Below are 23,905 nucleotides of genomic sequence, written 5' to 3'. Positions count from 1 at the left end.
GACCGGCGCCGTCGGCCCGGAGTGTGCGCGTGGACCCTGGGACGGCATCGGTCTCCCTTCGCGATCTTCCCGATCTTCGCGATCTTCCCGATCCCCACGACGATACCCAACCGCCCCCGAGCCCAAAACGATCTCAAATCAAGGGAGTTGACGCACACGGCGTCGGCCCGCACCGGACACCCGGTGCGGGCCGACAGCAAGCCGTACGGGCTGAGCCGTGCAGGCTGAGCCGTACGGGCTACCGCACCGGCGAGCCCAGGATCACCCTCAGGTCGGCCGCGTTGGCTTCGGTGATCTTCCACAGCTCCTGCTGCCTGCCGTGTACGTCGGCGACCGTCGCCGCGTGGTCGGACAGCAGGTCGGCGGCGCGTTCGGTGAGGATCGCGCCGAGGTTCTTCTCGTGGACGGAGACGCCCCACTCCGGGCGCTCGATGTCCGCCAGGAAGTACGCCATCTTCGGGTGCGAGATCAGGCTGATGATGGGCGTGCCGCAGCCGAACGGGATCATGCCCGCGTGGCCGCGCATGCCGATGACCAGCTTCGTCCGGGCGTAGGTGTCGCGGATCTCGTCGTTCTCGAAGTCGTACATCGGGATGACCGGCAGCGAGATGCCGTGCTCGCGCCGCAGGTCGAAGGCGATCTTCTCGTCGTCCAGGGAGTGTGCGACACACTGCACCTCGGCGTACGCGCCCAGGCCCCGTACCGCCTTCGCCATCTCGGCCAGGAAGTGTGCGTAGTCGTGGCCGAAGCGCAGGCCGGCCCGGTCGTACGCGGCGTTGATGAGGATCGTGTCCTCGCGTGAGGCCGGGTCGGTCCAGCCCTCGACGAGCTGCCGGGTGACGGTGGTGGGGCAGGGCTGGAAGCGGACCCGGTCGTGGAGCGAGTCGGGCAGCAGCGCACGGACCTTCGCGATCGAGCCGTGGTTGCGCAGCCCGAAGAAGGAGGAACGTTCCACGAGTTGGCGCAGGCTGGAGTTGAAGCGCTCGCGCCGGTAGGACTGGCCGTCGAAGGCGTTGAAGCCGACGGCGTAGACCATGATCGGCACATCGATCCGGTTGAGGTGCGCGTCCGGGACGTTCCACTGCCAGGCGCTGTTGCCGTTGGGCGCGGTGTCCGGGATGAAGAGCCCGCCGCCGCCGATGACCAGCCCGCGCCGGGCGTTGACACGCTCCAGCGCGGCCTCGTCGAAGAGGCGGTGCGCGTGGATGGAGTGCCAGCGGCGCGCCCCGGTGTCGGGGCCGAAGGTGAGCCGTACGGACTCGGGCAGCAGCTTGTCGCCCGCGTTGCCCTGCTGCGGCATGTAGAAGGCCACATGGGCGAGTTGCTCGTCGGCGGAGCCCTCGCGGGGGCCGGGCACACTGCCCGCCGTACGCAGCCGCATCAGCCGGGAGGCGCGGTGGCTGGGGTCGACGGTGAGCCCGTCGGTGGCGTACGCGTGGGCCGTGGTGTCGTCGCCGTGGATCCAGGCGATCTGCGCGAGCCGGGAGAAGGCGGTGGCCGCGCGGTTGGGCGCGGCGGTGGCCAGCAGCAGCTGGGCCTCGGCCTCGTCGTAACGGGAGACGCTCATCAGCGCGTTCCCGTACACCTCGTGCGGCCACGCCGAGTCGACGGGGATCCGGACGGCTTCGAGGATGTCGACGGCCTGCTGGAACTCGCCGGCGCCGATGTGCGCGAGCGCGAGCCGGCGGGCGGTGTCGACCTCGCCGGTGCGGTGGACGTGCGGGGTGCCGTAGTGCACGAGCAGGTCGTGGTGTGCGTTGCCCGAGCCGCTGGAGCGCTGGACGTACGCGGCCCGGAAGTCGTTGTCGGACATCTCGAACTCGCGCCAGCGCTCCTCGGCCTGCGCATAGCCGGACTCACCGCCGAGCCAGGGCTTGTGGCGCCCGGTGAAGTGCAGGATCGCGGTGTCGTCGGGGACGGGCTGGTCGCCGGAGAGCCGCCGCTTCACGAAGTTGTAGCGGTTGTCGAGCCGGCGGAAGTCGCCGTCGAGCACGGCGTTCAGGATGCCCTGGTCGTGCTTGTCGAGTTCGTAGTCGCCGCTGCGGCCGGTCGCGTCGATCCGCGCGCAGAACTCGTCGGTCAGATACTCGCGCTGGATGACCAGCAGACCGCTGTTGAGCTTGTGCTGCCCGTAGAAGAACTGCGGTACGGCGGCCAGTCCCTCGCGCAGTGTGAGCAGCTCGCTCAGATCGCCGAGGACGACCATGTCGGTGTCGAGGGTGATGACGGTGTCGTAGTCCCGGATCCGGAACACATCGAGGATGAAGTACGCCTTGCGCACCAGGTAGTTGTCCTGGTCGCCCTTGGCGTACGAGTCGTAGCGGGCCGCGTCGACACGGCGCAGCTCGACGCGCGGGTGCAGGGCGCGGATCCGGGCGACGGAGGAGGGGCGCAGCCCGTCGTGGAGGACGAGGAAGTCCTCGCACACCTTCGGGTTGGTGAGCGCGAGGCTGCGCAGCAGCGCCAGGAAGCCGGGCAGGTAGTTCTCGTCGACGAAGCTCGCGAAGGCGATCCGGCGCTTGCCGGTGAGCGCGCGGGCGGAGGCGTCGGCGGAGGCGGCGCCGGCCGGCCGCAGGGCCTCCGGGGCAGCGGTGTCTACGGTCATCGCAGGGATATCCTCGTGTCGGTCACGCTCTGGGCGCGTTCCATGACCCAGGTCTTCTCGCTGGTGTATTCGTGCACGGAGGTGATGGGCATCTTCATCGCCTCCTGGATGCGGTACGCGCCGCTCTCGTAGAAGTCGAAGCCGATCAGGTCGAGCTTCGGGCTGACGTCCAGGAAGTCCAGCAGCCAGAGCATGTTGAAGCCGCTGGTGGGGATGGCGGGCCAGGCGGACGCGCCGATCCGGCCGATGTTCCGCAGCGGCCAGCGCAGCGACTCGTCACCCAGGTACGTCTGGGCGCCCGGCACCAGCCGGTTGCGCAGCGAGTACTTCCAGTCGCCGGAGATTCCGCCGAACACGAGCCGGATCGGGACGTGTTGGTCCCAGTTGAAGCCGTGCTTGTGGATGGAGACATGGATGTCGGTACGGCGGCCGGTGGCCGGCGCGTCGATACGGTACGAGTTGAAGCGGACGACGAGGTCGTACGCGTCGATCTCCCGCCCCAGCGAACTACGTCCGACGCTCTGGGAGTTGGCGATCAGGCAGATCGACTTGCCGGCGATCTTGTTGCGGAACTCGCCGAGGCTGATCCACTCGACCCCGCCGAAGACCGGGTCGGAGATCGGGCCGCGCATCCGGTTGCGGCGCATCTCGGCGTACAGGCCCACGAGTTCGCGCAGCGTCGAGGCGTCGCCCGAGTGCGCGGCGATCCGCAGGTCCAGGTAGTGGCCGATGGCCTCCTGGAGGTCGGGCAGCGCGACGGCGGTGTCGCGGGCCATCGCGAGCAGCGCGCCGACCAGCCGGGCCTCGGCGCCCGCCGTGTCCCCGAGGTCGTGCAGCGCGAGGCCCTGGGCCCAGACATCGGTGGCGGGCCCGGCGGCGAACGGCGCGGCGCCGGGCGTCTCGCGCTCCAGCAGCGCCAGCAGCTGCCGGCCGCGCTCACGGCCGATCCGCAGCCCGGCGTTCTTGGCGGCGACCCCGAACCCGTCGTCCTCGGTGAGCGCGAGGTAGCGGTCGTACGCGTCGATCGTGCCGGCCTCGTCGCCGAGCGCCTCCAGCGTCCTGGCGCGCAGCCGCCAGCCGGCACGGGAGCCCTTGCGGTGGGTCAGCACGGTGTCGGTGATGAGCAGCGCGAGCTTCAGCTCGTCGTCGTAACCGCAGTCCAGCGCCTTGTTGCCGACCGCGAGCAGCGCGTCGAGCAGATCGCCGTCAACAGTGGACCGGGGGCCGGTGGCGCGCCGCAGCAGGGTGGCGGCGCGCGCGGGCGCCGAGGGCTGCTCGGTGACGGCGTGCACGGCGAGCAGCTGCCGCAGCTTCTCGGCCAGCTCGATCCGCCGGCGGCCGAGGGTCCCGACCAGCTTCCCGCTGTGCGCGGCGCAGGCGCGGACGCACTCGTCGAGCCCGGCGGGGCTGATCCGTACCTCCGGAACGCCAACTTCGGGCGTTTTGACCGGACTGTCACCGTTAAGCGGCATCGGCCATCGATTGCGGCCCATTGTCATGCTTCTCCAAGCGTCTGCCCTACGAACGGTGGGCGGGGAGCAAAACGCTAGTAAAGGGAGACGACTTGGAGGTGAACCGGATTCATCGGGCGGGGAAACGCGCGGGTCAGTCGGTGAAGGACCGGGGAGCGAGGGTGAGTTCGATCCCCGCGACAACGGCGGCGAGCCCGGCCTCGAACCCCGCCCCGCGGTCCCGGAACAGCTCCTCCCCCGCCGCCGCGGCCAGCGGATACGCCGCGAGCCGCTCGGCCCGCGCGCCGAGGTCGTACGGCTCCGGTCCCGTACCCCCGGAGTCCACACCACCGGGATCAGCACCCCCGGGATCGGCGGTGTCCGGCCCCATCGCCTGCTCCTCGGTGACGTAACCGATCGTGTAGCTGTACGCGGTGAACCAGGCCCGGGCGGCGGCGCGCACGGTGAATCCGGCGTCGGTGAAGGTGCGCAGATAGGCGTCCAGGGAAGCCGCGTAGGCGATGTCCGTGAAGTGCGTACCGCTGTATACCTTGGCGCCGTCGCGGTAGCGCAGCAGCTCGGCGCGGAGTCCGCGCATGCTGTGCGCGAGCCCGGCCCGCCAGTCGGGATCGGGCGCGCCGGGCGCCGCGGCGGTCGCGCGCCGGAGCATCTCGGTCGCCATCTCGTCGAGCAGCGCCTGCTTGTCCTTGAAGTGCCAGTAGAGGGCGGGCGCCTTGACGTCCAGCCGCCCCGCGATGGCGCGCAGGGACAGCCCGTCGAGCCCGACCTCGTTCAGTACGTCGAGCGCGGTACGGGCGACCAGCCCGCGGTCCAGTCGTGTCACAGCCACCTTGACAATTTAACAGCGATAAGTGCAGTCTCGAAACCATGGAACTTAACGATGTTAAGGAAACGGTCCGGGACGTTCTCGTCGTGGGCGCGGGCGCGGCCGGCCTGGCACTCGCCTGCGATCTGCGCCGGCGCGGGGTGGACGTACAGGTGGTGGAGCGGGCGGCGGGGCTCTTCCCCGGCTCGCGCGGCAAGGGCGTCCAGCCCCGCACCCAGGAGGTGCTGGACGATCTCGGGGTGATCGCGGAGGTCCGCGCGCTGGGCGGCCCCGCGCCGGTCGGCATGGTCTGGGAGAACGGCGTACGACAGGGCGAGCACCGGCTGTTCGAGGACCAGACGGCGACCGCGGCCGAGCCGTACACCGGCCCCTGGCTGCTGCCGCAGTGGCGGACACAGGAGATCCTGTACGCGCGGCTGCTGGAGCTGGGCGGCAGCGTCACGTTCGGTACGGCGCTGACGGGCCTCACGCAGGACGCGGACGGCGTGACGGCGGAGCTGACGCGGGCGCCGACGGCGGGCGGGGACGGGGGCGCGGGTGCGGGCGGGGGCGGGGGCGCGGGTGCGGGTGCGGGCGCGAGGTCCCTCCGTACGGCCTATGTCGTAGCGGCCGACGGAGGCCGCAGCACGGTGCGCGGGCTGCTCGGCATCGGCATGACGGGCGAGACCGTCGACCCGGCGCCGATGCTGGTCGCGGATGTGCGCGTACCCGCGCTGGACCGGCTGAACTGGCATATCTTCCCGGCCGCCGACGGTCTGTTCACGACCCTGTGCCCGCTGCCGGGCACGCCCGACTTCCAGCTGGTCGCCAAGTGCGCCCCGGACCGGGCGCCGGACACCACCCCCGAGGGGATACGCGCGCTCGTCGCTGCCCGTACGCACCTCACGGCGGACGACGTCACCGAGGTCCGCTGGGCGTCGGACTTCCGGCCGCGCGCGGCGCTCGCGGACCGGTTCCGGGCCGGCCGGGTCTTCCTCGCGGGCGACGCGGCCCATGTCCACTCCCCGGCCGGCGGCCAGGGCCTGAACACCAGCGTCCAGGACGCGTACAACCTCGGCTGGAAGCTCGGCCAGGTGCTGCGGCACGGCGCCGCGCCCGCGCTGCTCGACTCGTACGAGGCGGAACGCCGCCCGGTCGCGGCGGAGATGCTCGGCCTGTCGACCCGTATCCACCGGGGCGAGGCCCGCAGGGGCGCGGCGACGCGCCAGCTGGGCCTCGGCTACCGGGACGGCCCGCTGTCGAGGGGCGCGGCGGGCGCGCTGCGCGCGGGAGACCGGGCCCCCGACGGCCCACTGACGGCGGACCCACTCAACACCGGATCCGACGACACCACGGCTTCCGGCGACACCACGATCTTCGACGCGCTGCGCGGCCCCCACTTCACCCTGCTGGCGGTGGCCACGGACGCCGAACTCCCGCCGCTGGACGAGCGGTTGGTGCACCGGCACCCGGTCGGGCCGTACGAACCGTACGGCAAGGGCCTCTTCCTGATCCGGCCGGACGGTTACGTGGGCTGGGCGGGCGAGGACGCGACGGGCCTGCGGGAGTGGCTGCGGACGGTGGGCGCCGACACCAGCGAGGACGGAAGGTAGCGGAGAGGTCACACTCCGTACACTCTCCCCCACGGATCTGTTGTCCATGGAGGAGAGGAGCAGTCGAGACATGAAGGCGAACAAGGGCGACCGTCTCGTCACCCACGGCCGGGTGGTCGGGGAGCACGACCGGGAGGTGGAGATCGTCGAGGTGCTGGGCCCGGAGGGGACGCCGCCGTTCCGGGTACGGGCGGAGAACGGCCATGAGTCGATCATCTCCCCCGGCCCGGACAGCGAGCTGAGGCCGCACCGGGACGGCGAGTAGCGAGCGTACGAGCTGGGGCCGGGAGCCACCCGGCTCCCGGCCCCAGCAACGCGTTGCGCCCCTTACGGCGTGACGAAGGTGATCCGGCCCGGCGCCGGCACGGGGGCCGGGTGCTCGGGCGAAGTGGTGGACTCCAGGTACGAGACGAGGGCGTCGAGGTCGGTGGTGGTGCCGCCCTCACGGGTGGTGATCTCGGTGAAGACCCCGAAGTTGTTGCCGCCGTTGGCGAGGAAGTCGTTGACCGCGACCTTGTACGTGGCCGCCGGATCCAGCGGCAGCCCGTTCAGCCGGATCGTGTCGACGAGCACCCGGTCGGCCCCGGACCTGCTCATGTCGACCGAGTAGCTCAGCTCCTTCGACAGCTGGAGGAAGACCGTCTTGGCCTCGTTGTCGCCGCTGAGCTGCTGCTTGAGCGCGGTGACGAGCTGCTCCCCGGTGATGGGCAGCACCCACAGGGCGTTGGCGAACGGCTGGACGCGGTAGGCATCCGCGTATGTCACCGCGCCGCCGTCCTTGTAGATGAGGTCGGCCCGCAAGCTGCCCGGGTTGGTCAGCGCGAAGTCGGCGCCGTAACCCCGGCCGGACGCGGCCTGGGCGTCGGTGATGAGGCTGCCGAGCGGCGCCTCGGGGACGGTGGAACCGCGGCCCGGCAGATCGCCCGCGATATAGCCGACGACCCGGTTGGCCTGCGCCTCCGACCGGGCGCGCCAGGTGTCGATGAGCTTCGCCATGGCCGGCTGCTGGGGGGTGGTGACGGGGACGGGCCGGTGCTGGGCCCGTACCGTACTGCGCAGAATCTCGCCCCGGGCGTTCAGATCGAAGCGCAGATCGGTGAAGGACCGCCCGAAGGAGTCCGCCTGCGTGACCATCCGGCGCTTGCCGGCCGGATCGAGGACGGTGCACTCGTACGAGTCGTGCGAGTGGCCGCTGACGACGAGCCCGACGGCGGTCGGCGCCTGCTGCGCGATCTCCTTGACCCGCCCCACGAGCCGGGCCCCCGGCTCGCCCTCGTCGCACTTCCCGTCCGCGACACCGTTGACGGTCTCGCCCTCGTGGATCAGCAGGACCTGGGCCCGTACGCCCTGCCTGGTCAGCTCCTTCGAGTACTTCTCGATGACCGGCAGCTCCTCGTGGAACTCCACGTCACGGATCATGGAGGCGTTGATGACGGTGGGCGCGTTCTTGGTCACCACACCGATGAACCCGATCTTCTGCCCGGTGGGCAGCGTCTTCACGGTGTACGGCTGGAACAGCGGGGTGTCGCCACCGCGCGCGGTGACATTCCCCCCGAGATACGGAAACCCGGCCCCGGCGTACGGCGCGTCCGGCGCACACCCGTCCACCGGATGACACCCACCGTCGATGATCCGCCGCAGCTCCACCGGCCCCTCGTCGAACTCATGGTTGCCGACGGAGGAAGCGGCGAGACCGAGTTCGTCGAGCGCGGCCACGGTCGGCTCGTCATGGAAGATCGCCGACAGCAGCGGACTACCACCGATCATGTCCCCGGCAGCCACCACCAGACTGTTCGTCCGCCCGACCTTGGCCTCGTCCAGCAACGTAGCCATCTGCGCCAGCCCACCGGCCTGAAGGGAATCCCCCCGGTGGGTAATACGCCCCGCGGCACCGTCCACGGGTTCGAGATTGCCGTGCAGATCATTGAGCGCGAGCAGCTGAACGGGCACGCGCTCAGCGGCACGCGCGGGGGTGGGTGCTGCCTGAAGACCGAACAGCGCGGTGGCGACGGCAAGCGCACCAACGGCCACGGTACCGCGCGAACGAAGTCGCGTTAAACGGGTATTTGTCACGCCCGAGATCCTAGGGAGCCCCCGCACCAAGGCGTCTCGCGACACACCACGCCTGAGGAGGTCCGCTGTGCCACCACTCGGCCCAGGGTCCGGCGGGCCGACGACCGGGGAGCCCCTGCGGGGCTGCGCGGCAGAGGAATGGGGCTGCCGGGGTCGTCTCGGCGGCTGACGGCTGTCTGCTGGTGGTGACTCATGCGCCGCTGGGCGCGGTGGGGTTGTCGGGTGCGGGTCAGTGCCGAGAGGTAACCGGGGTGTACGGGAGCGAGGCGCTGAACGCCAGGTGCCTGCCGGGCCGCCCCTCCTCCTGCCAGTGTCGCGCCTCCAGGGGAGGAGTAAAGGGCGCTCCTCCGTCGCGTCGGCTTCGCCGATTACGCTTCGCTTCACCCTTGACACCTCCCCTTCCGGCGCGCGTACGGAAGAGGGGGGGGCGGCCGGGGGGAGGGGGCCCGAGGGGTGGCGCCGCACTGCCACTCGGCTCAGGGGCTGGCGGCCCGGTGGGCCCTGCGGGGCTACGCGACAGAGGAATGGGGCGGCCCCACACCGGCTCAGCGGCCGACCGTCCGCTGTGTGCCGAGACACAAGCCCCGCTGGTCACCGTTGCGTTGTGGTGCCCGGAAGGCGGACGGGGTTCTGCTGCCCGGTTCGGGTCTGCGGGCCGCCCCCTTGCCAATCTGACCCATATGGGGCGGTTTGGTGAGCTGTTGGGGGCCTCCTCGGGCGGCACGTGTGCCCTCGGGTGCATTAGCGGCACTCCGGGGCGCATGGGCGACCCTCGGGGGCCCACTTGGCGCCGCACGCGTCCCGGTGGACACTTTCCCGCGCCGCCGGACGGGGCCTGCCGCCCGGTCGACCCCTCGGGCTACCCACTCCCGCCTACGTGTCCCATATGGGACGGTTTGACTTGCTATTGGGGGGCTCCTCGGGCGGCACATGTGTCCTCAGGTGCGTTAGCGGCCCTCCTAGACGCATGGACGGCCTTCAGAGGCCCACTTGCCGCCACCCGCGTCCCAGTAACCCCACAACCCACACAACGGTGACCAGCGGGGCTTGAGTCGCAACCAACAGCGGACCGTTGGCCGCTGAGACGGGGCCGAGTCACCCCATTCCTCTGCCGCGCGCCCCGCAGGGCCCACCGGCCCGCCAGCCCCTGAGCCGAGTGGCAGGACAGCGGGCCCCCCGGGCAACCCCCTCCCACCCGGCCGCCCCTCCCGCACCTGCACTTGCGGCTCCGGGGCAGGTGTCAAGGGCCAAGGCCGTGAAGTTAAGGGTTTGTGGTGTTGGTTGTGGGTGGTGGGGGTGTGTAGATGCCGTGGGCGATTTTGTGGAGGAAGCCTTTGGTGACCCATTGGGTGAGTTGGGTGACCAGGGTTCCGGAGGAGCCTTGGTAGTTGATGGCGCGGGTGATTTCTTTGGGGGTCCAGGTGTGGTCGGGGTTGTTGTGTATGGCGTTGATGATCTGGTCGAGGCGGGTGGGGCGGCGTGGTGGGGCGGGGGGTGTGGTGGGTGGTGGGGCGGGGTTGCCGGGGTGGTGGATGGTGAGGGTGATCTCGGTGACGGGGGTGCTGCGGGCGGGGCGTCCGGTTTGGGGGGCTGTGTGGTAGCGGGAGATGGGGGATTTGACTTTGCGGGTGCTGGTCCGGGGCCGTCGTGGGGGGAGGGGGTGTGCGAGCAGGGTGCGGTGGATGCTGTCCGGGGGGCTGTGGGTGCCGGGGCCGGTGTCGGGGCCGGGGCTGGTGGTGGTGGGGGTGATTCCGGTGGCGTTGATGACGGAGAGCTGGGCGGCTTCCAGTGCGCGGGTGAAGCTCATCCGGTCGGGGTCGAGTCCGGTGGTGGCCGCGGCGTCGGTCATGGCGGTCCGCAGGAGTTGGTAGACGGTCAGCAGGGCCCACATTTCCTGGCGGATTCCGTCGGGGGTGCCGGAGGACAGGACGCGTCCTTTCATCAGGGTGTGGCGCAGGGCGAGGTAGGTGACTTCGATCTCCCAGCGTTCGTGGTAGAGGGCGAGGAGGCGTTCTGCCGGGTCGGGGCCCTCGTCGAGGAGGTTGGTGGCCAGGCGGTAGTTGCTGGTCCAGTGGGTGCCGTCGGCGCAGGTGGTGGTGATGGACGCTTCGATGACGCGGACTGTGAGGTGTCCCAGGCGGGTGAGGTAGGAGCCGTCGGGCAGGCGTTGTTCGATGGTTGGTCTGCGGGCGGATTTGAGGCGGATGAGGAAGGCCGCGCCGGTGGCGTCGGTCTGGGCGAGGAAGTCGTTTCCGTCGAAGCCGCGGTCGGCGAGCAGCAGCATGCTGGTGTCCAGGAGAGGCAGCAGGCTGTGTGCGTAGTGGCGTTCGCCGTGGCGCAGGGAGCCGAACCCGGCTCCGATGATGCTGCGGGTGCCGGTCTCCACCAGTGTCATCAGCATCAGGCTCGGGTAGCCGGCCCAGCCCACCGCGTGGCGGATTTTCTCCAGCCAGCGGCGGTTGCAGGGCAGGTCCCGTACTTTGATGGACGAGCAGCCGTCGAAGGCCACGACGCGTCGTCCCCGGTAGAAGGAACCCGGGGTGGAGCCCGGGATCGCGAGCGGGCCCGAGACCGCGGTGAACAGTGCTTTGACAGGCTCGGTTCCCACCCGGTGGCGTAAGCCTGCCAGGGCTGTCACCGAGGGCATGGGCACCTCCGCGACATGGGCCAGTCCCGCGGTCAGCCGGTTCCACCCGGCACGGTATCCGCATCCGAACAATGCCAGCGCGAGTACCCAGTACACGCCCACCCGCGTGGGCAGGTCCCGCCGGCGCTGCCCCAGCCGGCCGGCCTCCTCCAACACCTCATCGACAGCCGCGAAGGGCAGGTACGGCGTCAATTCGCCCAGATGTCCGGGTGCGTACTTCCCCGGAGCGACAGTGATAGCACGCGAATACGTCACAGTGGCAGACTGCATGTCCAACAGAGCTCCTGCCGTGAGGAATCGGTCTCGACAACCACCTCAACGACCAGGAGCTCTGTCCGTACCTCCCCCACCCCACCCCGTAACCACCACCACAAACCCTTAACTTCACGGCCTTGTGTCAAGGGCGGAGCGCAGCGGAGTCGGCGCAGCCGACGCGACGAAGGAGCGCCCTTTACTCCTGTTCTGGAGACGCGACACTCACAGCTGGAGGGGCGGCCCCACACCCAACGACCCCCGCCGTCGCAGTACCGGGGCGGGGCCCCGGCGGCGCCCCTTGGCACCGCCCGCCGCCTCTGGACGGCCGAAGCCGTTCGTGATCGGGTGAGGGTGGCTCCATCGCCGATGACGACCTTCCGAAGGATCCGGAGGTCTTGGTCACAACTGCGGCCGGCACCTTGCTGTTCATCAGAGTCGCTGACCGCAAGACGGTGAAGAACCGGGTGCGTCTGGATCTTCAGCCGCAGAACCGCACCCGTGACGAGGAGGTCGAGCGTCTGCTCACACTCGGCGCCACGCTCCAGGGCGACCACCGCCCGAGAACGCGCCCGCACGGGCCGTTTATAGGCTCCGGCGTATGACGATCACCATCCGACCGGCCGCTGAGACCGATCTGCGCGAACTGCTCCCGCTCTACGCGGAGCTGAACCCAGACGACGCGCCGTTGTCGGCAGATTCCGCAAGAAGCATCTGGACGGCCATCCGCCATCAGCAAGGCCGGACCGTACTGGTCGCGGAACTGGACAGCACACTGGCAGGCACCGCGGACTGTACGGTCCTACCGAACCTCACCCGCGGCGGCCGATCGATCCTGGTCGTGGAGAACGTCGTGGTCACCCACACCCATCGTCGACTCGGTGTGGGCAAGCAGTTGATGGACGCCGCCGCGCGGCTCGCTGAGTCCACCGGCTGTTACAAGATCCAACTCTTGGCGGCCGACAGCCATGAAGCGCACACGTTCTACCAAGCCTGCGGCTTCCAACCGCTCGCCCAGGGATTTCGCCGCTACCTCCGCCAGGAGCAAAGCACCTCTCAACCCGGCGAATCATCCCGATCAGAGCAATAGCCTCGCGGCCGGGGCGGCAACCCCGGCACGGAAGGCGCGCCAGGCGGTGGGGGTGAGGCGGAGGATGGGGCCGGCCTGGTGCTTGGAGTCCCGGACGGCGACGGTGCCGGGTACGTTACGGGCGACCTCGACGCAGTCGGTGGTGTCCGGGCTGTAGCTGGACTTGACGAAGTGGAACGACATCACTCGTTCAATCCCTTGCTGACACTGTCGATGAACTGGACCGAGTCGTAGGGCGAGAGACTCGCCCCGGCAACCCGAGCGAAGAGTGCCGCGTAGTCGGCGCCTTCCGCCGGGTCTTCGTACCAGATGGTAGACCGTGCGGTGTCCTGGTAGACCACATCGACAGCTCCTTCCTCAGCGAAGGAAAGAATGCTGAACGGACCGCCGATACACGGATGCGCCCCTGCCCGAAAGGGCAGGACCTGAATCTGAACATTGGGGAGCTTCGTCAACTCGCACAGGTGACTGAGCTGCCCCCGCATCACCTCTGGCCCACCCATCAGTTGCCGTAGAGCAGCCTCCCAGATCACCGCGTGAATCTTGAGCGGCTCGTCACCGTGCAATCGCGCCTGTCGCTTCAGACGCGTCGCGACGACATCCTCGATCCGGTCCAGGTCGTCGCAGGACAGATCAGCCACCCCCATGGCCCGAAGGTATTCGGGCGTCTGAAACAGCCCTGGAATGATGGCCATTTGCCACTGCCGGACACTGAGGGCAGCGTCCTCCGTGGAGATGTACTCAACCTGTTTGGCGGGGGTCAGTTCGTCGTCCCACCACCCCTTCACCTTCCGGCGCTCCCGGTCTCGCCTTGCCAGTTCCCGTAGTTGCCGGACAACCTCGGCGTCCGCCTCGTACAGCTCGCACAGCGCCTTGACGTCCGGGTCCCGCATGGGCACCGAACCGCTCTCCATCTTGACGACCTTCGTCGGAGTCGCGCTCAGCGCGTCGGAAGCTTCCTGTTGCTTCTTGCCGGCCGCAACGCGCAGCTTGTAAAGCTCGCCGCCCAGCTTGCGGCCCAGAACTGTGGAGACTCGACCGCCACCCGTCCAACCCGGGGCACTCCCCATGTCACCCTCCTCATCGACTCACTCACAGTGTGTCAGCAGTAGCCCCCATCGAGACCCCTTGTCACTCTTACGGGGAACGTATTCCCCAACACCTTGAGCTCAGAGCAACTCGACGGCTACGTTCGGTACGTAACCGCTCGCACAGCGGAGCCACCTGGCGGAAGTGCACCGCGCCGCGCTGCGCACAACCAGACGCATGACACGGCGCGGTATCGCCACCGCCGGCCCGGCAGTCCCCCGACCACGCACGGAGGCGCGTGTCCATGACCTCGACCCATGAAGCCCATCTGCCGCTGCCGGAAGGCATGTTGCGGGAGGACCGGCTGAACTACACGCCCGTGCCGGGCAGTGTGACGCTCGCCCGTCACCGCGCGGCGCGGCTGATCACGGAGTGGGGACGTCCCGAACTCGCCTGGGCCACCGGTCTCGTCGTCAGCGAACTCGGTACGAACGCGCTGCTGCACGGATGTCTGCGGGACCGGCTCTTCCAGGTCGCCATCCTGCTGCGGCCGGCCCTCTTCCGTATCGAGGTCAGCGACCCGCGCGGCGAACGCCTCCCCACCCTGCGGGCCGCCGACGACGGTGAATGCTTCGGGCGCGGGCTCCCGCTCGTCGTACAGATCACCGACCGCTGGGGCACCGAGTCCCGCACCGTCGGCAAGACCGTCTACGCGGAGATCGACCTCAAGCCGCCGACGGCACCGTGACCACGGTGGCCACGATGACCGCCGCCGTGGACGAACAGACCTTCTGGGGCGTCACCGCGCTCGCCATCAGCTTCACCGTACTCATCCTCGGCATCCTGTACGCCGCCAACTCCGGCCAGGACGAGGGCGACCGGCCACCGCCCCCACCGGTCGAACCCGAGGAGACGTACTCCTACACCTGCTACTGCCACCGCGACCCCGTACACATCACCATCCGCCTCCACCAAGTCCCGCGCGTCTTCGGACGCGGACGCCGGCTGCCCTGATCAGGTCCGTTCCTCCCGCCGTGCCAAGTACGTCGCCGCCTCGGCTCTGCGTACCTTGCCCGAAGGCGTTTTCGGCAGGGTGCCGGGCGGGATCAGGTGGACGGTGGCCGGGCGGATCTCCATGGCGCGGGACAGCCGGGTGGTCACGCGCTGGGCCAGCTCCCCCGCGGCTTCGGGGTCCCCGGCCAGCGGGGACTCGGCCACCACCGCGAAGCCTTCCCGTCGGCCGTCCGCGTCGATCCGGACGGCGGCGGTGTTGCCGGCCCGGATGCCGTCGACCGAGTCGACGAGCCGTTCGATGTCGGTGGGGTAGACATTGCGGCCGCCCAGGATGATCACGTCCTTGAGCCGGCCGCAGATCACCACCTCCCCGTCCGCGAGATAGCCGATGTCGCCGGTGTGCAGCCAGCCGTTCTCGTCCGTGGCGGGCAGCGGTCCGTCCTCGGTGAGGTAGCCGGGGGTCACGGCCTCGCCCCGGATCAGCAGTTCACCGACACGGCGGTCGCCGAGCGACGTGCCGTCCGTGTCGACAGCCGTCACCTCGAATCCGGGCAGCGGACGGCCGAGCCGGCTGAAGTGCCTGGCGGAGGCGCCGGGTTCGGCGGGCACGGCCCGGTTGTCGGCGTCCAGCACCTTCGGGTCGACGGTGTCCACCGTCAGGCCCCGGGAGAGGGCCTCGGCGGTCACCGCGAGCGTGGCCTCGGCCATGCCGTAGGCGGCGAGCACACAGCCCGCGTCCAGTCCGAAGCGGGCGCCCGCCTCGGTGAAGCCGTGCACGGCGGAGTCGTCTATGGGCTCGGCGCCGTTGAGGGCGATCCGCAGCGGGGAGAGGTCGAAGGCGGCGGGGTCGGTGACCTTGGCCAGCCGCTTGCGGATCACGGCGTAGGCGAAGTTGGGGGCCCCGGTGATCGTTCCCCCGTACTTGCTCAGCAGGGTGGGCCACAGCAAGGGGTCGGTGAGGAAGTCGACCGGGGTGACCTTCACCAGCTCCAGACCGAGCAGCATCGGCAGGGTGAGGAAGGCGACCATGCCCATGTCGTGGAAGAGCGGGAGCCAGGACACCATGACATCGCGGTCGGGCTCCAGCCGCCCGTGTTCCGCGATGGCCGTGATGTTGGCGAAGAGGTTGCCATGAGTGATGCGTACCGCCTTGGGGCCGGCGGTCGTCCCACTGGTCAGCTGGAGCAGCGCGGTGTCGTGTTCCCCGACGGCCACGGGCTCGAACCCGTCCGGAGGGTCCGCCGCTTCGAGAAGTGCGTCCAACGGGTACTGGGCAATACCGTGTTCGGCGAGTACGGGGGCCAGCTGCCGGAAGTCCGCGCCGAGCAGCACGGCCTCGGCGCCGATCATCTTCAGCACCCGTACGGTGTCCTGGACCCACTCGGCCAGGTCGGTGCGCGCGGTGGGCTGGTGCAGCATGGTGACGCTGCCACCGGCCAGCCAGGCGCCCTGTACGGCGGGTGCGATCTCGGCGGGCCGCGCGGCCAGCACCGCGACCGCCCCGCCCCGGCCGAGCCCTCGCGCGGCCAGGGCCGCCGCCACCCGGCGCGCCCGGGTGTGCACCTGGGCCCAGGTGCGGCGGTGCGGCTGCTGAGGCTCACCGGTGACCATGCCCCGGTCGGATCGCCGGGCGGTGGTCAGCAGGGTGTCAGTGAACCTGCTCATGGGACGTAACTCCTCCTGGTGACTTCGGCTGTGGTGCGGTACCGCCCCCGGGAACGGTCGTCATACCCCTGAACGGGCCGTCGTGTCCCGGGCGGCCCGGTCGGGCGTGGGGCAGCGGAACTGGGAGCGGGTGATCGCGTCGACCGCGCGTCCGGGCAGGTACCGGCTGAGCGCGATCAGGCCCCGGGCCATCACGCCCACCGGGTACCGCGCGCGGGGCCGGCGGCGCAGCGCCGCCTTCTCGACGGCGTGTGCCACCCGGTCGGCGGTGAGCGCCATGCTGATCGCCTTGGGCTTGTACGCGGCGCTGACCCTGGTTTCCACGTCCTGGTGGAAGCGGTCGTACGGGCCGCCGTCCGGGGGCGGGAGCGTGCCGTTGATCTTCGTCGGGAAGGGGGTGAGGATGGGGCCCGGCTCCACGATCACCACGGTGACGCCAAGACCGCGCACCTCCAGTCGCAGGGCGTCCGACAGCGCCTCGACGGCGTACTTGGACGCGTGCAGGAAGCCCGCTCCCGGCAGGGAGAAGTGCCCGCCCATCGCGGCGACGTTGACCACCCGGCCGGTGCCGCGCGCCCGCATCGCGGGAAGGACCAGCTGGGTCAGCCGGGCCAGTCCGAAGAAGTTGGCCTCGAACTGGTCGCGGGCGTCCTGGATCCGTACCGCCTCGATCGCCCCCTGGACGCCGTAGGCGGCGTTGTTGACGAGGATGCCGACGGCACCGTGGTCGGCCTCGACGCGGCGGACGGCGGCGACCATGCTGTCCTCGTCGGTGAGGTCCAGCCGCAGCACCACCGCCCCGGCGGCGCCCAGTTCGGTCAGGGTCTCCGGGTTCCTGGCGGTGGCGTAGACCGGGTGCCCCAGGCGCAGGAAGCGCCAGGCGGCGGCCTCTCCCACCCCCGAGGAGCAGCCGGTGATCAGTACCGGCGACGGTGTGCTCACGAGGTGGCCTCCTGTCGGGCGGCGGACCGCGACAGGCTCGGCACGAAGCGGCCGGTCCTGGTCATGTACTCCTGGTACTCCGCGCCGAACTCCGAGGCGCTGAGCTTCTGTTCCTCCCGTACGGCCAGCCGGGTCAGCATGGCCGCCATGTACACCAGCGGTACGAGGGTGAGCCAGTGCGGGTAGGCCAGTACGACGCCGGTGAAGGCGAGCAGGAACGCGGTGTAGAAGGGGTGCCGGATACGGGCATACGCGCCCCAGGTGACGATGTGTACGGGGTCGTCGTTCGTCTGGTGCCACAGTGCGATCGGCACCCGGTGTGTGCCGAGGGTCAGCGCGATCAGTCCGATGGACCCGGCGAACAGGACGGCCGCGATCGGACCCGTCACCGACAGGACACTTTCGTCCAGCAGCGGGGGCAGGTCCAGTACGGTGCGGAGCAGTACGAGGAGCGGGGTGAGTCCGACCGGCAGCGCGGTCGACCACCACCGCAGGTTGAAGGTGCCGGTCCGCTTGAAGAACACCCTCGGCAGTGCGGTGATGAGGGCGAAGTCGAGCAGCAGCAGCACGAGGACGCTGTTGTCCATCTGGGTCGGTCCTCTAGTTTCTGTCGCGCTGCGGGAGCCGCTGGAAGATCAGCCCCGCCAGGTCGCCGAGGGTGGTCACGTCGTCGAAGTCCTCCCGGGACAGCAGGACGTCGTAGTCCTCCTGGAGGTCGACCACGAGTTCCACGGTGGTCATGCTCTCCAGCCCGAGGTCGGCCACGACGGTGTCCGGGGAGAGCCGGGCGGCGGGTACGCCGATGATCGAGGCGATCTTGCCCGCGAATTCGGTGAACTCGGCATCTCCGTAAGAGCGGTTGGAGAGGTCGTGGTCGGTGAGGTCGTGGTCGGCCAAGGTAGTGCTCCGGTTCTGGGAAGGCGTGTTTCGGCGCGATGGTTTCAGCGACAGTTTTCAGCGGGGGGACAGCTTCAACGCGACGCTGAGTGCCCCGGTGGGCAGTTCGAGGGTCAGATAGCGGAAGGCGGGGATATCGCTTCCGGCCCGCCGGGCGACGCCGTGACGCGCCCCCGGCTCGTCCAGTACGTAGCGCCGCAGGTCGAACACGGCGTCCTCGGCGTCGGCCTTGAAGAGGGCTTCCTTGACCGTCCACATCCGCCGGCACTCCGCCGCCCGCTCCGTGGCGGTCAGTGTGCCGAGCAGGCTCAGCTCGCGCGCGCCCAGGAACAGCCGGGCGGTGTCCGGTGCGGGCGGATCCCCCGTCTCCACGTCCACCCCCAGGCCCCTGACGTCCGCCGTGTCGCCCTCCGCGACAGCGGCGACGGCGTGGTCCCGCGCGTAGGACAGGGAGGCCACCCGGTGCGGGAAGGTGTAGCCGGAGGTGTCCTGGGGCAGTCGGGTGCCGGTCAGCGCCCGGCGTAGTGCCCGGCGTGCGGTCAGCCAACTACGTCGTCGAGCAGGGGAGTTCAACGCCGCCGCCTGTGCGGCCTCGCCCTCGGTGAGGTCCGCTTCGGGGAGGGGGACTCGGCTGCCGGCGAGCCGTAGCCGTACCCCGTCGGCACCTGGCACCCGTACGCCGGACAGCCGCGCTTCGGGTGCCCACGCGCCGGGCCGGCCCGCCCCCGTCGTCATCCCTGCTCCGGACCGCCGAGGAAGGCCACCCGGTCCCCGTACTCGGCCAGGGTCTTGGCGTAGATCTCCTGGTCGGCCTCGGTGAAACGCTTGATCGTGGTCTCGATGTGGTCGGCCCCGTAACGGTCGGCCATGTCCTCAAGTGCCTCGCGCACGTACTGGATGTGCCAGCGCTCGTCGAGCATGATCCGCTCGATGGTCTGCTTGACCCTGGGGTGCAGATCGGGGACGCGCAGCTGGCGGTGGTACTGGCCGATCACCCGTTTCTCCAGCACCTGGGTGATCGCCATGACCTCCATCATGTTGCTCGGTGTGCCGATGGCTTCCAGATACTGGTCCTGGTAGGACTCCCGCATCTTGATCGGGTCCGCGTCCAGGTCGTTGATGCACTCGTTCCAGTACTTCGCGTGGTTGGCCTCGTCCGCGAAGTGGTGGGTGACCTCGGCCTGGAGCTTGCCGGGCCGGACCATGCGGGAGACCCGGCCGAAGAAGAGCGCGGCGTTGATCTCGGAGCTGCGGTAATAGCTCAGCAGCCAGAGGTCGTTCTCGGTCAGGGACATGCGGTGGCCTCCATTCCGGCGGTGTGCGGGGCTTCGGGGGCCCTGCGTCCCCAGCGTCCGCGCACCAGCGACTCGCATACGCTCCGCACCAGTTGGCCGGTGTCGAAGGCCGCGGAGCCGGGCCAGGTGCGCAGCAGCCTGCTGTTGTCGAACCGCTTGGGGCAGAACATCTGCTCGGCGAACGGAAGCACCGAACGCAGCGCCGCCGCCGAAGGGCTGGCGCTGAGCGCCTGTGCGGCGTCGTTGAGATAGCGGAACGACTCGATGTCGCAGAACTCCGGTCGCAGCAGCCGTCTGCGGGCGAACGCCGGGTCCTGCTCGAACACGTCGAACGCCGTGCTGATCGCCTCGTCCAGCCGTACGGCCTGATCGGCGGCGGGTGCGAGGTGATAGACCCCGGTGGGGGTGGCAGGCCGGGTCAGATGCGCGATCGCGCCGCTGGTGGCGTGCGCCGTCGCCAGGTAGAGCCGGGTGTCCGGCAGCCCCGGCATGATGGTGATCAGGCCGTAGAAGAACAGCCTCAGTGTGTTGTGAAAGGCGTTGTACTGGGTGATGTGCCCGTCCACATCGTCGGCGACGATGGTCGAGAGCCGGGCGATCGACAGGGGCAGCGCGGGGTGGTCCCGGGTCAGCAGCCGCTCGGCCTCGCTCTTGGACCACTCGTAGTGGTTGGCGAACCCGGCCTCGTCCGACAGCGCCGCCTCCGGTACGTCCCCGGTTCTGCGGCCCGCGCTGACCAGGGTGGACAGCAGCACGAACCGGTCGAGCCCGGGGCAGCGTCCGGCGTACTCGGCGACACGGAGGGTGCCGTCGACATTGATCCGCCGCGCGTCGTCCCGGGGCTGGTCGAAGGCCGTGCGCGCCGCCGAGTGCACGATGGCGTGGACATCCCGGGTCACCTTCGCCAGCGGGGCGTCCTCGGTCAGATCGGCGGGGTGGACCTCGGCCCGCCCCTCGGCCCGGACCCCCAGCGAGCCCAGCAGCCGCTCGCGCTTGCGCGCCAGCTCCGTGCGGTCGGCGGCCCGTACGGTGAGCACCAACCGGTCGTCGGTGTCGGCGAGCAGCCGCTGAGCGGTACGGCGCCCGATATAGCCGTCGGCGCCGGTGACGAGAACCGTTCTGGCCGGAGTCGCCGGAGTGGCCGGAGTGGCCGGAGTGGTCGGAGTGGTCATCGGAGGGTGTCTCCGTCCACGGCGGCGAGCGGGTCCGGCCAGGCGGCCGGGTCCGTGCCCCAGCGGTCGAGCACCGCGTACAGCCAGCGTTCGATGCCGAACGCCACACAGCCGCTGGTCACCGGCCGGCCGTCGCGGGTGATGGCGTAGGCACCGCCGAAGTGGTCCTGATGCAGATTGACCGAGGCGATGGCGAGGTCGCCGTAGCACGCCTCGTACTTGGTCGGATGCAACTTCTGCATCAGGTACTGGGGGTTGGCGGCGGGGTTGAAGAACGGATCGGTCGCCGGGGCCCACCGTACGGTGAGGTCAAGGGCGGCCAGCAGCCCGTCGACCGCTGTCCTGGCACCGTCGAGGAAGGGGGTGACCTCCTCGGGGGTGCCCAGGCAGACGATCTCCCGCATCCGGAAGCTCCACTGCCTGCGCAGCGGGGTGAAGTGGTCCTCCCGCCGGAAGCAGGTGTTCCGGGTGGTCACCCGCAGCGGGGCGGTCAGCTCGCGGCCGCGGTGGTGCGCGTAGACGTGGTAGCAGGCGGCCGGGGTGAGCACATCGCGCGGTGTGGTCAGCCTGCCCCGGCTCAGCGCGGCGGCGGTGTCCTTCTGGGCGGTGCCCGCGAAGCTCTCCAGGTCGTCGCCTTCGGTGGACAAGGACACGGCGAACGTCGCCAGTTGGGGGAACGAGGAGAGGTACGCCACCGGTTCCAGGTCCTCGGCGGCGAGCAGCGCGGGGTGCTCCTCGGGCACCGCGTCCCAGCGCGCGGCGAGGTGGAGCAGCGCCCGGTCCAGCCGGTCGGCCAACTCCAGCAGCGGGCCGGTCAGCGCGGCGCTGCCGCGCTCGCTCCAGCGCAGTCCGATACGGTCCAGCTCGGCGAGGCGGTCCCGGTCGCGGCCCCGGTCCCGGTCCTGATCCTGATCCGCCGCCGTCGCGGACGGACTCATGTCCCCGCTCCTTCGGTCTCGGTGTCGAGGAACCGCGCGGCGATGGTCGCCACGTCCCGGAAATCGCCCGCGCCGAGCGACTCGACGTCGATCACCCGGCGCCTCAACCGCTCCAGGAGCAGGATCAGTTCGGGGATGTGCAGCGAGGTGAGATGCCGGCCGGACAGCAGCGGCAGGTCATCGGTCAGCCCACCCGGCGGGAGGTCGGCGGCGCGGGAGGTGACCCAGGCGCGGAGCTGATCCAGTTCGGAAGACTCAGAAGACATCGGCGGGGTCCTGTTCGAGAATGCCGTGGGAGAGGAAGAAGCGCAGGCACTTCGCGGAGACCGCCCTGCGGTGCGCCCGCTGGGCGGGGTGCGACCACGCGTCCTCCGCCACCTGCCACGGGTCCTCGAACCCCACGTCGGCGTAGACATCGGGGTTGTAATACTCGCGCCAGGTGGTGACGAAGAACTGGCCGATACGGGCCCGGACATCGACGAGCGTCGCCTCGTCCCAGTCGGGGGCATGGGCCTGCCACAGCACCTGCACGATGGCCCGGTTGAAAGCCAGGTGGCGGCTCTCGTCGGCGTGGTGGGCGTGGTTGATGAACCGGGCGAGTTCGTGCAGCCGGCTGTCCTTGGCCTGGAGGACGTTGTACCGGTCGGCGTGCTCCTCGAACAGCAGGGCCTTGCTGAAGAAGAGGAAGTCCGCCACCGAACGCGCTCCGCCTTCCGCGAAGGGCACGTGCCTGCTGCGGTAGAGCTTCGCGTAACGGCGGCAGAAGCCGCCGAAGTAGACGCTGTGCTTGTTCTCCTCGTCGAGGAAGTGGTGCAGATAGTCGGAGATCTCCACCAGGTCGCTGCGGTACATCCGAGTGGCCAGCCCCGCCATCAGCGACTTCTCCCCGTGGATGTTGAGGCTGAAAAAGTTGGCCGCTTCCTGGAAGGCGAACCGCCTGGCCGCCCGCTCGTCGTGGGTCGGGTCGTACGGGGTGGCATGGAGGGAGGTCAGCTCCGGGGAGAAAAACCACTGTTCCTCGGGCTCGACGCTCTCGGGCCAGGTGAGCGCCTCGTAGGGGTTCTGGTACCGCACCCGCGACTGCTCGGTCAGCCGTCGCACGGTGTCGGAGATTCCCTCGATCCCCTCCCTGAGCCGCAGCCCCGCATCCGATTCAGCCCGCTCTGTCATGGCGCCGTCTCCGTAGCCTCAAGGATCGTGGCCTGCCAGTTGAGACCGTGACCCGCCATGACGAGCAGCAGACGCTGCCCCGGCTCTATCGCGCCGCTGTCCGCCAGCGCCGAGAGGTTGATAACGTTGTCGGCGGAAATCGCGTGCCCGATATCACTCAGCGTGCTCTGGCAGATCCGCTCCTCGGGAAACCCGAGCAAGCGCGCCGCGATTTTCCACGCGTTTCCGTTGGTGTTCTGCGGGATCACCCAGTCGATATCGGCGGTGGTGAGTCCCGCTTTCTCGACGGTCTGCCGCACCAGTCGCGGAACGTACGAGAAGAACAGACCGACCGTCTCGTCGTCGGAAGCGGAGTGCAGCCCGCCGTTGGTTATCTGGTGCGAGGCGACGATGCGGTACCCGAGGGATTTCCCCGAAACTCCCGGATCTCCCGAAGCTCCCGAACTGCCCGAACCTCCCGGATTACCGGGCTCCCCCTGATCCCGCGACACGAGACATGCCGCCGCCCCGTCGGAGATGACGTTGTAGGACTGCTCGTAGAGCGCGCCGTCGGGAAACCGGTCCGAGGTGACGCACAGCACGGTGCCCCAGTCGGGTTCCGCGGCCAGCAGCGCGTTCGCGAGCCGCAGGGCACCGAGCATTCCTGTGCACCCCTGCTGACCCAGGCCGAAGACCACGGCGGAGGAGAGAGCGAAATCGGCCTGCAACCGGCTGGCCGGGAAATCCATCAGATGCTTGACGTCCCGGGTCCGCTCCCACAGGGCGGGGTCCCCGGTGTTGCCGTTGCCCGGCAGACAGGTGTTGTAGACGATCGCGTCCACACCGCCGGAGAGCGGCAGTTCGCGCACCGCGGCGGCGGCCAGTTCGTACGCGGTCTCCTCCGGCCGGCAGATGTAGTGCGAGCCGAATCCGGCCGAGACGAGATCGGCGGCCGGGGAACGTAATCTGCCCGCCTCCGCCGACTCCTCCACACGCAGCCGCGTCGTCCCCAGGGAGTAGGCCATCCCGGAAATGGAGGAATGCCTCATGTGCGGCTCTCCCGATTCCGTCGCCATAAGGACAATTCCATACCGCGTCCTCCAAGTTGCGAGCAGAAATCGCCGGGAAACGGAAAGCGGACTGGCGCTCAACTTCCGGACACGAGAGCAGCCGCGAAGATTCAACCGCACCGAACGTTACACGAACGGACAGTATCGAAGTCAATCAGCGGTGGAAAACGGTACATA

The 23,905-nt window shown here is 69.7% G+C and carries 24 protein-coding genes; 6 read left to right on the top strand and 18 right to left on the bottom strand.

Going from position 1 to position 23,905, the window contains the following annotated elements:
- Positions 1–238 precede the first annotated feature (238 nt).
- The 3 genes from DVK44_RS21980 to DVK44_RS21970 form a co-directional block, all read right to left on the bottom strand.
- On the bottom strand, positions 239–2,605 hold the full coding sequence (locus tag DVK44_RS21980) for a glycosyltransferase (protein ID WP_114661205.1): 2,367 nt from the start codon (positions 2,603–2,605) through the stop codon (positions 239–241).
- Positions 2,602–4,077 carry a glycosyltransferase family 29 protein gene (locus DVK44_RS21975; RefSeq protein ID WP_228447312.1) on the bottom strand — a complete coding sequence of 492 codons (1,476 nt, stop codon included), beginning with the start codon at positions 4,075–4,077 and terminating at the stop codon, positions 2,602–2,604. The genes DVK44_RS21980 and DVK44_RS21975 overlap by 4 nt, the downstream gene beginning before the upstream one ends.
- Before the next feature lie 133 nt (positions 4,078–4,210).
- The gene (locus DVK44_RS21970) at positions 4,211–4,915 is read right to left on the bottom strand and encodes a TetR/AcrR family transcriptional regulator C-terminal domain-containing protein (RefSeq protein WP_181957658.1); all 705 of its coding nucleotides are present in this window, start codon (positions 4,913–4,915) and stop codon (positions 4,211–4,213) included.
- A gap of 29 nt (positions 4,916–4,944) precedes the next feature.
- On the opposite strand from DVK44_RS21970, the gene DVK44_RS21965 reads away from it, so the two are divergent.
- Together DVK44_RS21965 and DVK44_RS21960 are read left to right on the top strand one after the other, a co-directional pair.
- A complete protein-coding gene (locus tag DVK44_RS21965) occupies positions 4,945–6,495 on the top strand; it encodes an FAD-dependent monooxygenase (protein ID WP_114661203.1) in 1,551 nt (516 codons plus the stop codon).
- A 70-nt stretch (positions 6,496–6,565) separates the two neighbouring features.
- The gene (locus DVK44_RS21960) at positions 6,566–6,760 is read left to right on the top strand and encodes a DUF1918 domain-containing protein (protein WP_114661202.1); all 195 of its coding nucleotides are present in this window, start codon (positions 6,566–6,568) and stop codon (positions 6,758–6,760) included.
- A 62-nt stretch (positions 6,761–6,822) separates the two neighbouring features.
- Here DVK44_RS21960 and DVK44_RS21955 read toward each other — a convergent pair whose 3' ends face one another.
- Both DVK44_RS21955 and DVK44_RS21950 read right to left on the bottom strand, forming a co-directional pair.
- Complete coding sequence (locus DVK44_RS21955) at positions 6,823–8,526, bottom strand: bifunctional metallophosphatase/5'-nucleotidase (protein ID WP_408055344.1); 1,704 nt, start codon at positions 8,524–8,526, stop codon at positions 6,823–6,825.
- Positions 8,527–9,829: 1,303 nt separating this feature from the next.
- Positions 9,830–11,485 (bottom strand): IS4 family transposase, encoded by a 1,656-nt coding sequence (locus DVK44_RS21950; protein WP_114660064.1) that lies wholly within the window; start codon positions 11,483–11,485, stop codon positions 9,830–9,832.
- 344 nt (positions 11,486–11,829) lie between these two features.
- On the opposite strand from DVK44_RS21950, the gene DVK44_RS21945 reads away from it, so the two are divergent.
- A complete protein-coding gene (locus DVK44_RS21945; protein ID WP_162794275.1) occupies positions 11,830–12,072 on the top strand; it encodes a VOC family protein in 243 nt (80 codons plus the stop codon).
- On the top strand, positions 12,069–12,557 hold the full coding sequence (locus DVK44_RS21940) for a GNAT family N-acetyltransferase (RefSeq protein ID WP_114661200.1): 489 nt from the start codon (positions 12,069–12,071) through the stop codon (positions 12,555–12,557). The genes DVK44_RS21945 and DVK44_RS21940 overlap by 4 nt, the downstream gene beginning before the upstream one ends.
- Here DVK44_RS21940 and DVK44_RS21935 read toward each other — a convergent pair.
- Positions 12,546–12,740, bottom strand: coding sequence for a DUF397 domain-containing protein (locus tag DVK44_RS21935; protein ID WP_408055343.1), 195 nt, complete (start codon positions 12,738–12,740; stop codon positions 12,546–12,548). The two genes, DVK44_RS21940 and DVK44_RS21935, sit on opposite strands and share 12 nt — an antisense overlap.
- On the bottom strand, positions 12,740–13,627 hold the full coding sequence (locus DVK44_RS21930; RefSeq protein ID WP_114661198.1) for a helix-turn-helix domain-containing protein: 888 nt from the start codon (positions 13,625–13,627) through the stop codon (positions 12,740–12,742). The genes DVK44_RS21935 and DVK44_RS21930 overlap by 1 nt, the downstream gene beginning before the upstream one ends.
- A 263-nt stretch (positions 13,628–13,890) precedes the next feature.
- Between DVK44_RS21930 and DVK44_RS21925 the strand changes: the two genes are divergently transcribed.
- Both DVK44_RS21925 and DVK44_RS21920 read left to right on the top strand, forming a co-directional pair.
- Positions 13,891–14,334 carry an ATP-binding protein gene (locus tag DVK44_RS21925; protein WP_114661197.1) on the top strand — a complete coding sequence of 148 codons (444 nt, stop codon included), beginning with the start codon at positions 13,891–13,893 and terminating at the stop codon, positions 14,332–14,334.
- Positions 14,335–14,339: 5 nt separating this feature from the next.
- Entirely contained in the window at positions 14,340–14,600 is a 261-nt protein-coding gene (locus DVK44_RS21920; RefSeq protein ID WP_162793999.1) for a hypothetical protein, read from the top strand.
- On the opposite strand, the gene DVK44_RS21915 is transcribed toward DVK44_RS21920, so the two are convergent.
- Genes DVK44_RS21915 through DVK44_RS21865 form a run of 11 tightly spaced genes read right to left on the bottom strand, consistent with a single transcriptional unit; the run spans position 14,601 to position 23,707 of the window.
- On the bottom strand, positions 14,601–16,265 hold the full coding sequence (locus DVK44_RS21915; RefSeq protein WP_114661195.1) for a fatty acyl-AMP ligase: 1,665 nt from the start codon (positions 16,263–16,265) through the stop codon (positions 14,601–14,603).
- Between the two features lie 60 nt (positions 16,266–16,325).
- Positions 16,326–17,207 (bottom strand): SDR family NAD(P)-dependent oxidoreductase, encoded by an 882-nt coding sequence (locus tag DVK44_RS21910; protein WP_114661194.1) that lies wholly within the window; start codon positions 17,205–17,207, stop codon positions 16,326–16,328.
- A complete protein-coding gene (locus tag DVK44_RS21905) occupies positions 17,204–17,794 on the bottom strand; it encodes a methyltransferase family protein (protein ID WP_114661193.1) in 591 nt (196 codons plus the stop codon). Before DVK44_RS21905 ends, DVK44_RS21910 begins: the two co-directional genes overlap by 4 nt.
- 13 nt (positions 17,795–17,807) lie before the next feature.
- Entirely contained in the window at positions 17,808–18,104 is a 297-nt protein-coding gene (locus tag DVK44_RS21900; RefSeq protein WP_162793997.1) for an acyl carrier protein, read from the bottom strand.
- A gap of 57 nt (positions 18,105–18,161) precedes the next feature.
- A complete protein-coding gene (locus DVK44_RS21895) occupies positions 18,162–18,839 on the bottom strand; it encodes a 4'-phosphopantetheinyl transferase family protein (RefSeq protein WP_114661191.1) in 678 nt (225 codons plus the stop codon).
- Entirely contained in the window at positions 18,836–19,399 is a 564-nt protein-coding gene (locus tag DVK44_RS21890) for a ferritin-like domain-containing protein (RefSeq protein WP_114661190.1), read from the bottom strand. The genes DVK44_RS21895 and DVK44_RS21890 overlap by 4 nt, the downstream gene beginning before the upstream one ends.
- Positions 19,390–20,571 (bottom strand): SDR family oxidoreductase, encoded by a 1,182-nt coding sequence (locus tag DVK44_RS21885; protein WP_114661189.1) that lies wholly within the window; start codon positions 20,569–20,571, stop codon positions 19,390–19,392. The genes DVK44_RS21890 and DVK44_RS21885 overlap by 10 nt, the downstream gene beginning before the upstream one ends.
- Positions 20,568–21,509, bottom strand: a complete 942-nt coding sequence (locus DVK44_RS21880; RefSeq protein WP_114661188.1) for a class-II aminoacyl-tRNA synthetase family protein — start codon at positions 21,507–21,509, stop codon at positions 20,568–20,570. Before DVK44_RS21880 ends, DVK44_RS21885 begins: the two co-directional genes overlap by 4 nt.
- Positions 21,506–21,775, bottom strand: a complete 270-nt coding sequence (locus tag DVK44_RS21875; RefSeq protein WP_114661187.1) for a hypothetical protein — start codon at positions 21,773–21,775, stop codon at positions 21,506–21,508. Before DVK44_RS21875 ends, DVK44_RS21880 begins: the two co-directional genes overlap by 4 nt.
- On the bottom strand, positions 21,765–22,679 hold the full coding sequence (locus tag DVK44_RS21870; protein WP_114661186.1) for a diiron oxygenase: 915 nt from the start codon (positions 22,677–22,679) through the stop codon (positions 21,765–21,767). The genes DVK44_RS21875 and DVK44_RS21870 overlap by 11 nt, the downstream gene beginning before the upstream one ends.
- On the bottom strand, positions 22,676–23,707 hold the full coding sequence (locus tag DVK44_RS21865) for a 3-oxoacyl-[acyl-carrier-protein] synthase III C-terminal domain-containing protein (protein WP_162793995.1): 1,032 nt from the start codon (positions 23,705–23,707) through the stop codon (positions 22,676–22,678). The genes DVK44_RS21870 and DVK44_RS21865 overlap by 4 nt, the downstream gene beginning before the upstream one ends.
- Positions 23,708–23,905 lie beyond the last annotated feature (198 nt).

Source organism: Streptomyces paludis, from assembly GCF_003344965.1.
Lineage (GTDB): Bacteria > Actinomycetota > Actinomycetes > Streptomycetales > Streptomycetaceae > Streptomyces > Streptomyces paludis.
This window is presented reverse-complemented; position numbering and strand designations above follow the sequence as displayed.

What these genes read in the sequence shown, in the direction of transcription:
- DVK44_RS21980 (WP_114661205.1), bottom strand. Translation starts at nt 2,605, where the DNA reads ATGACCGTAGACACCGCTGCCCCGGAGGCCCTGCGGCCGGCCGGCGCC.
- DVK44_RS21975 (WP_228447312.1), bottom strand. Translation starts at nt 4,077, where the DNA reads ATGCCGCTTAACGGTGACAGTCCGGTCAAAACGCCCGAAGTTGGCGTT.
- DVK44_RS21965 (WP_114661203.1), top strand. Translation starts at nt 4,945, where the DNA reads ATGGAACTTAACGATGTTAAGGAAACGGTCCGGGACGTTCTCGTCGTG.
- DVK44_RS21960 (WP_114661202.1), top strand. Translation starts at nt 6,566, where the DNA reads ATGAAGGCGAACAAGGGCGACCGTCTCGTCACCCACGGCCGGGTGGTC.
- DVK44_RS21950 (WP_114660064.1), bottom strand. Translation starts at nt 11,485, where the DNA reads ATGCAGTCTGCCACTGTGACGTATTCGCGTGCTATCACTGTCGCTCCG.
- DVK44_RS21940 (WP_114661200.1), top strand. Translation starts at nt 12,069, where the DNA reads ATGACGATCACCATCCGACCGGCCGCTGAGACCGATCTGCGCGAACTG.
- DVK44_RS21935 (WP_408055343.1), bottom strand. Translation starts at nt 12,740, where the DNA reads ATGTCGTTCCACTTCGTCAAGTCCAGCTACAGCCCGGACACCACCGAC.
- DVK44_RS21930 (WP_114661198.1), bottom strand. Translation starts at nt 13,627, where the DNA reads ATGGGGAGTGCCCCGGGTTGGACGGGTGGCGGTCGAGTCTCCACAGTT.
- DVK44_RS21925 (WP_114661197.1), top strand. Translation starts at nt 13,891, where the DNA reads ATGACCTCGACCCATGAAGCCCATCTGCCGCTGCCGGAAGGCATGTTG.
- DVK44_RS21915 (WP_114661195.1), bottom strand. Translation starts at nt 16,265, where the DNA reads ATGAGCAGGTTCACTGACACCCTGCTGACCACCGCCCGGCGATCCGAC.
- DVK44_RS21905 (WP_114661193.1), bottom strand. Translation starts at nt 17,794, where the DNA reads ATGGACAACAGCGTCCTCGTGCTGCTGCTGCTCGACTTCGCCCTCATC.
- DVK44_RS21895 (WP_114661191.1), bottom strand. Translation starts at nt 18,839, where the DNA reads ATGACGACGGGGGCGGGCCGGCCCGGCGCGTGGGCACCCGAAGCGCGG.
- DVK44_RS21890 (WP_114661190.1), bottom strand. Translation starts at nt 19,399, where the DNA reads ATGTCCCTGACCGAGAACGACCTCTGGCTGCTGAGCTATTACCGCAGC.
- DVK44_RS21885 (WP_114661189.1), bottom strand. Translation starts at nt 20,571, where the DNA reads ATGACCACTCCGACCACTCCGGCCACTCCGGCCACTCCGGCGACTCCG.
- DVK44_RS21880 (WP_114661188.1), bottom strand. Translation starts at nt 21,509, where the DNA reads ATGAGTCCGTCCGCGACGGCGGCGGATCAGGATCAGGACCGGGACCGG.
- DVK44_RS21875 (WP_114661187.1), bottom strand. Translation starts at nt 21,775, where the DNA reads ATGTCTTCTGAGTCTTCCGAACTGGATCAGCTCCGCGCCTGGGTCACC.
- DVK44_RS21870 (WP_114661186.1), bottom strand. Translation starts at nt 22,679, where the DNA reads ATGACAGAGCGGGCTGAATCGGATGCGGGGCTGCGGCTCAGGGAGGGG.
- DVK44_RS21865 (WP_162793995.1), bottom strand. Translation starts at nt 23,707, where the DNA reads ATGAGGCATTCCTCCATTTCCGGGATGGCCTACTCCCTGGGGACGACG.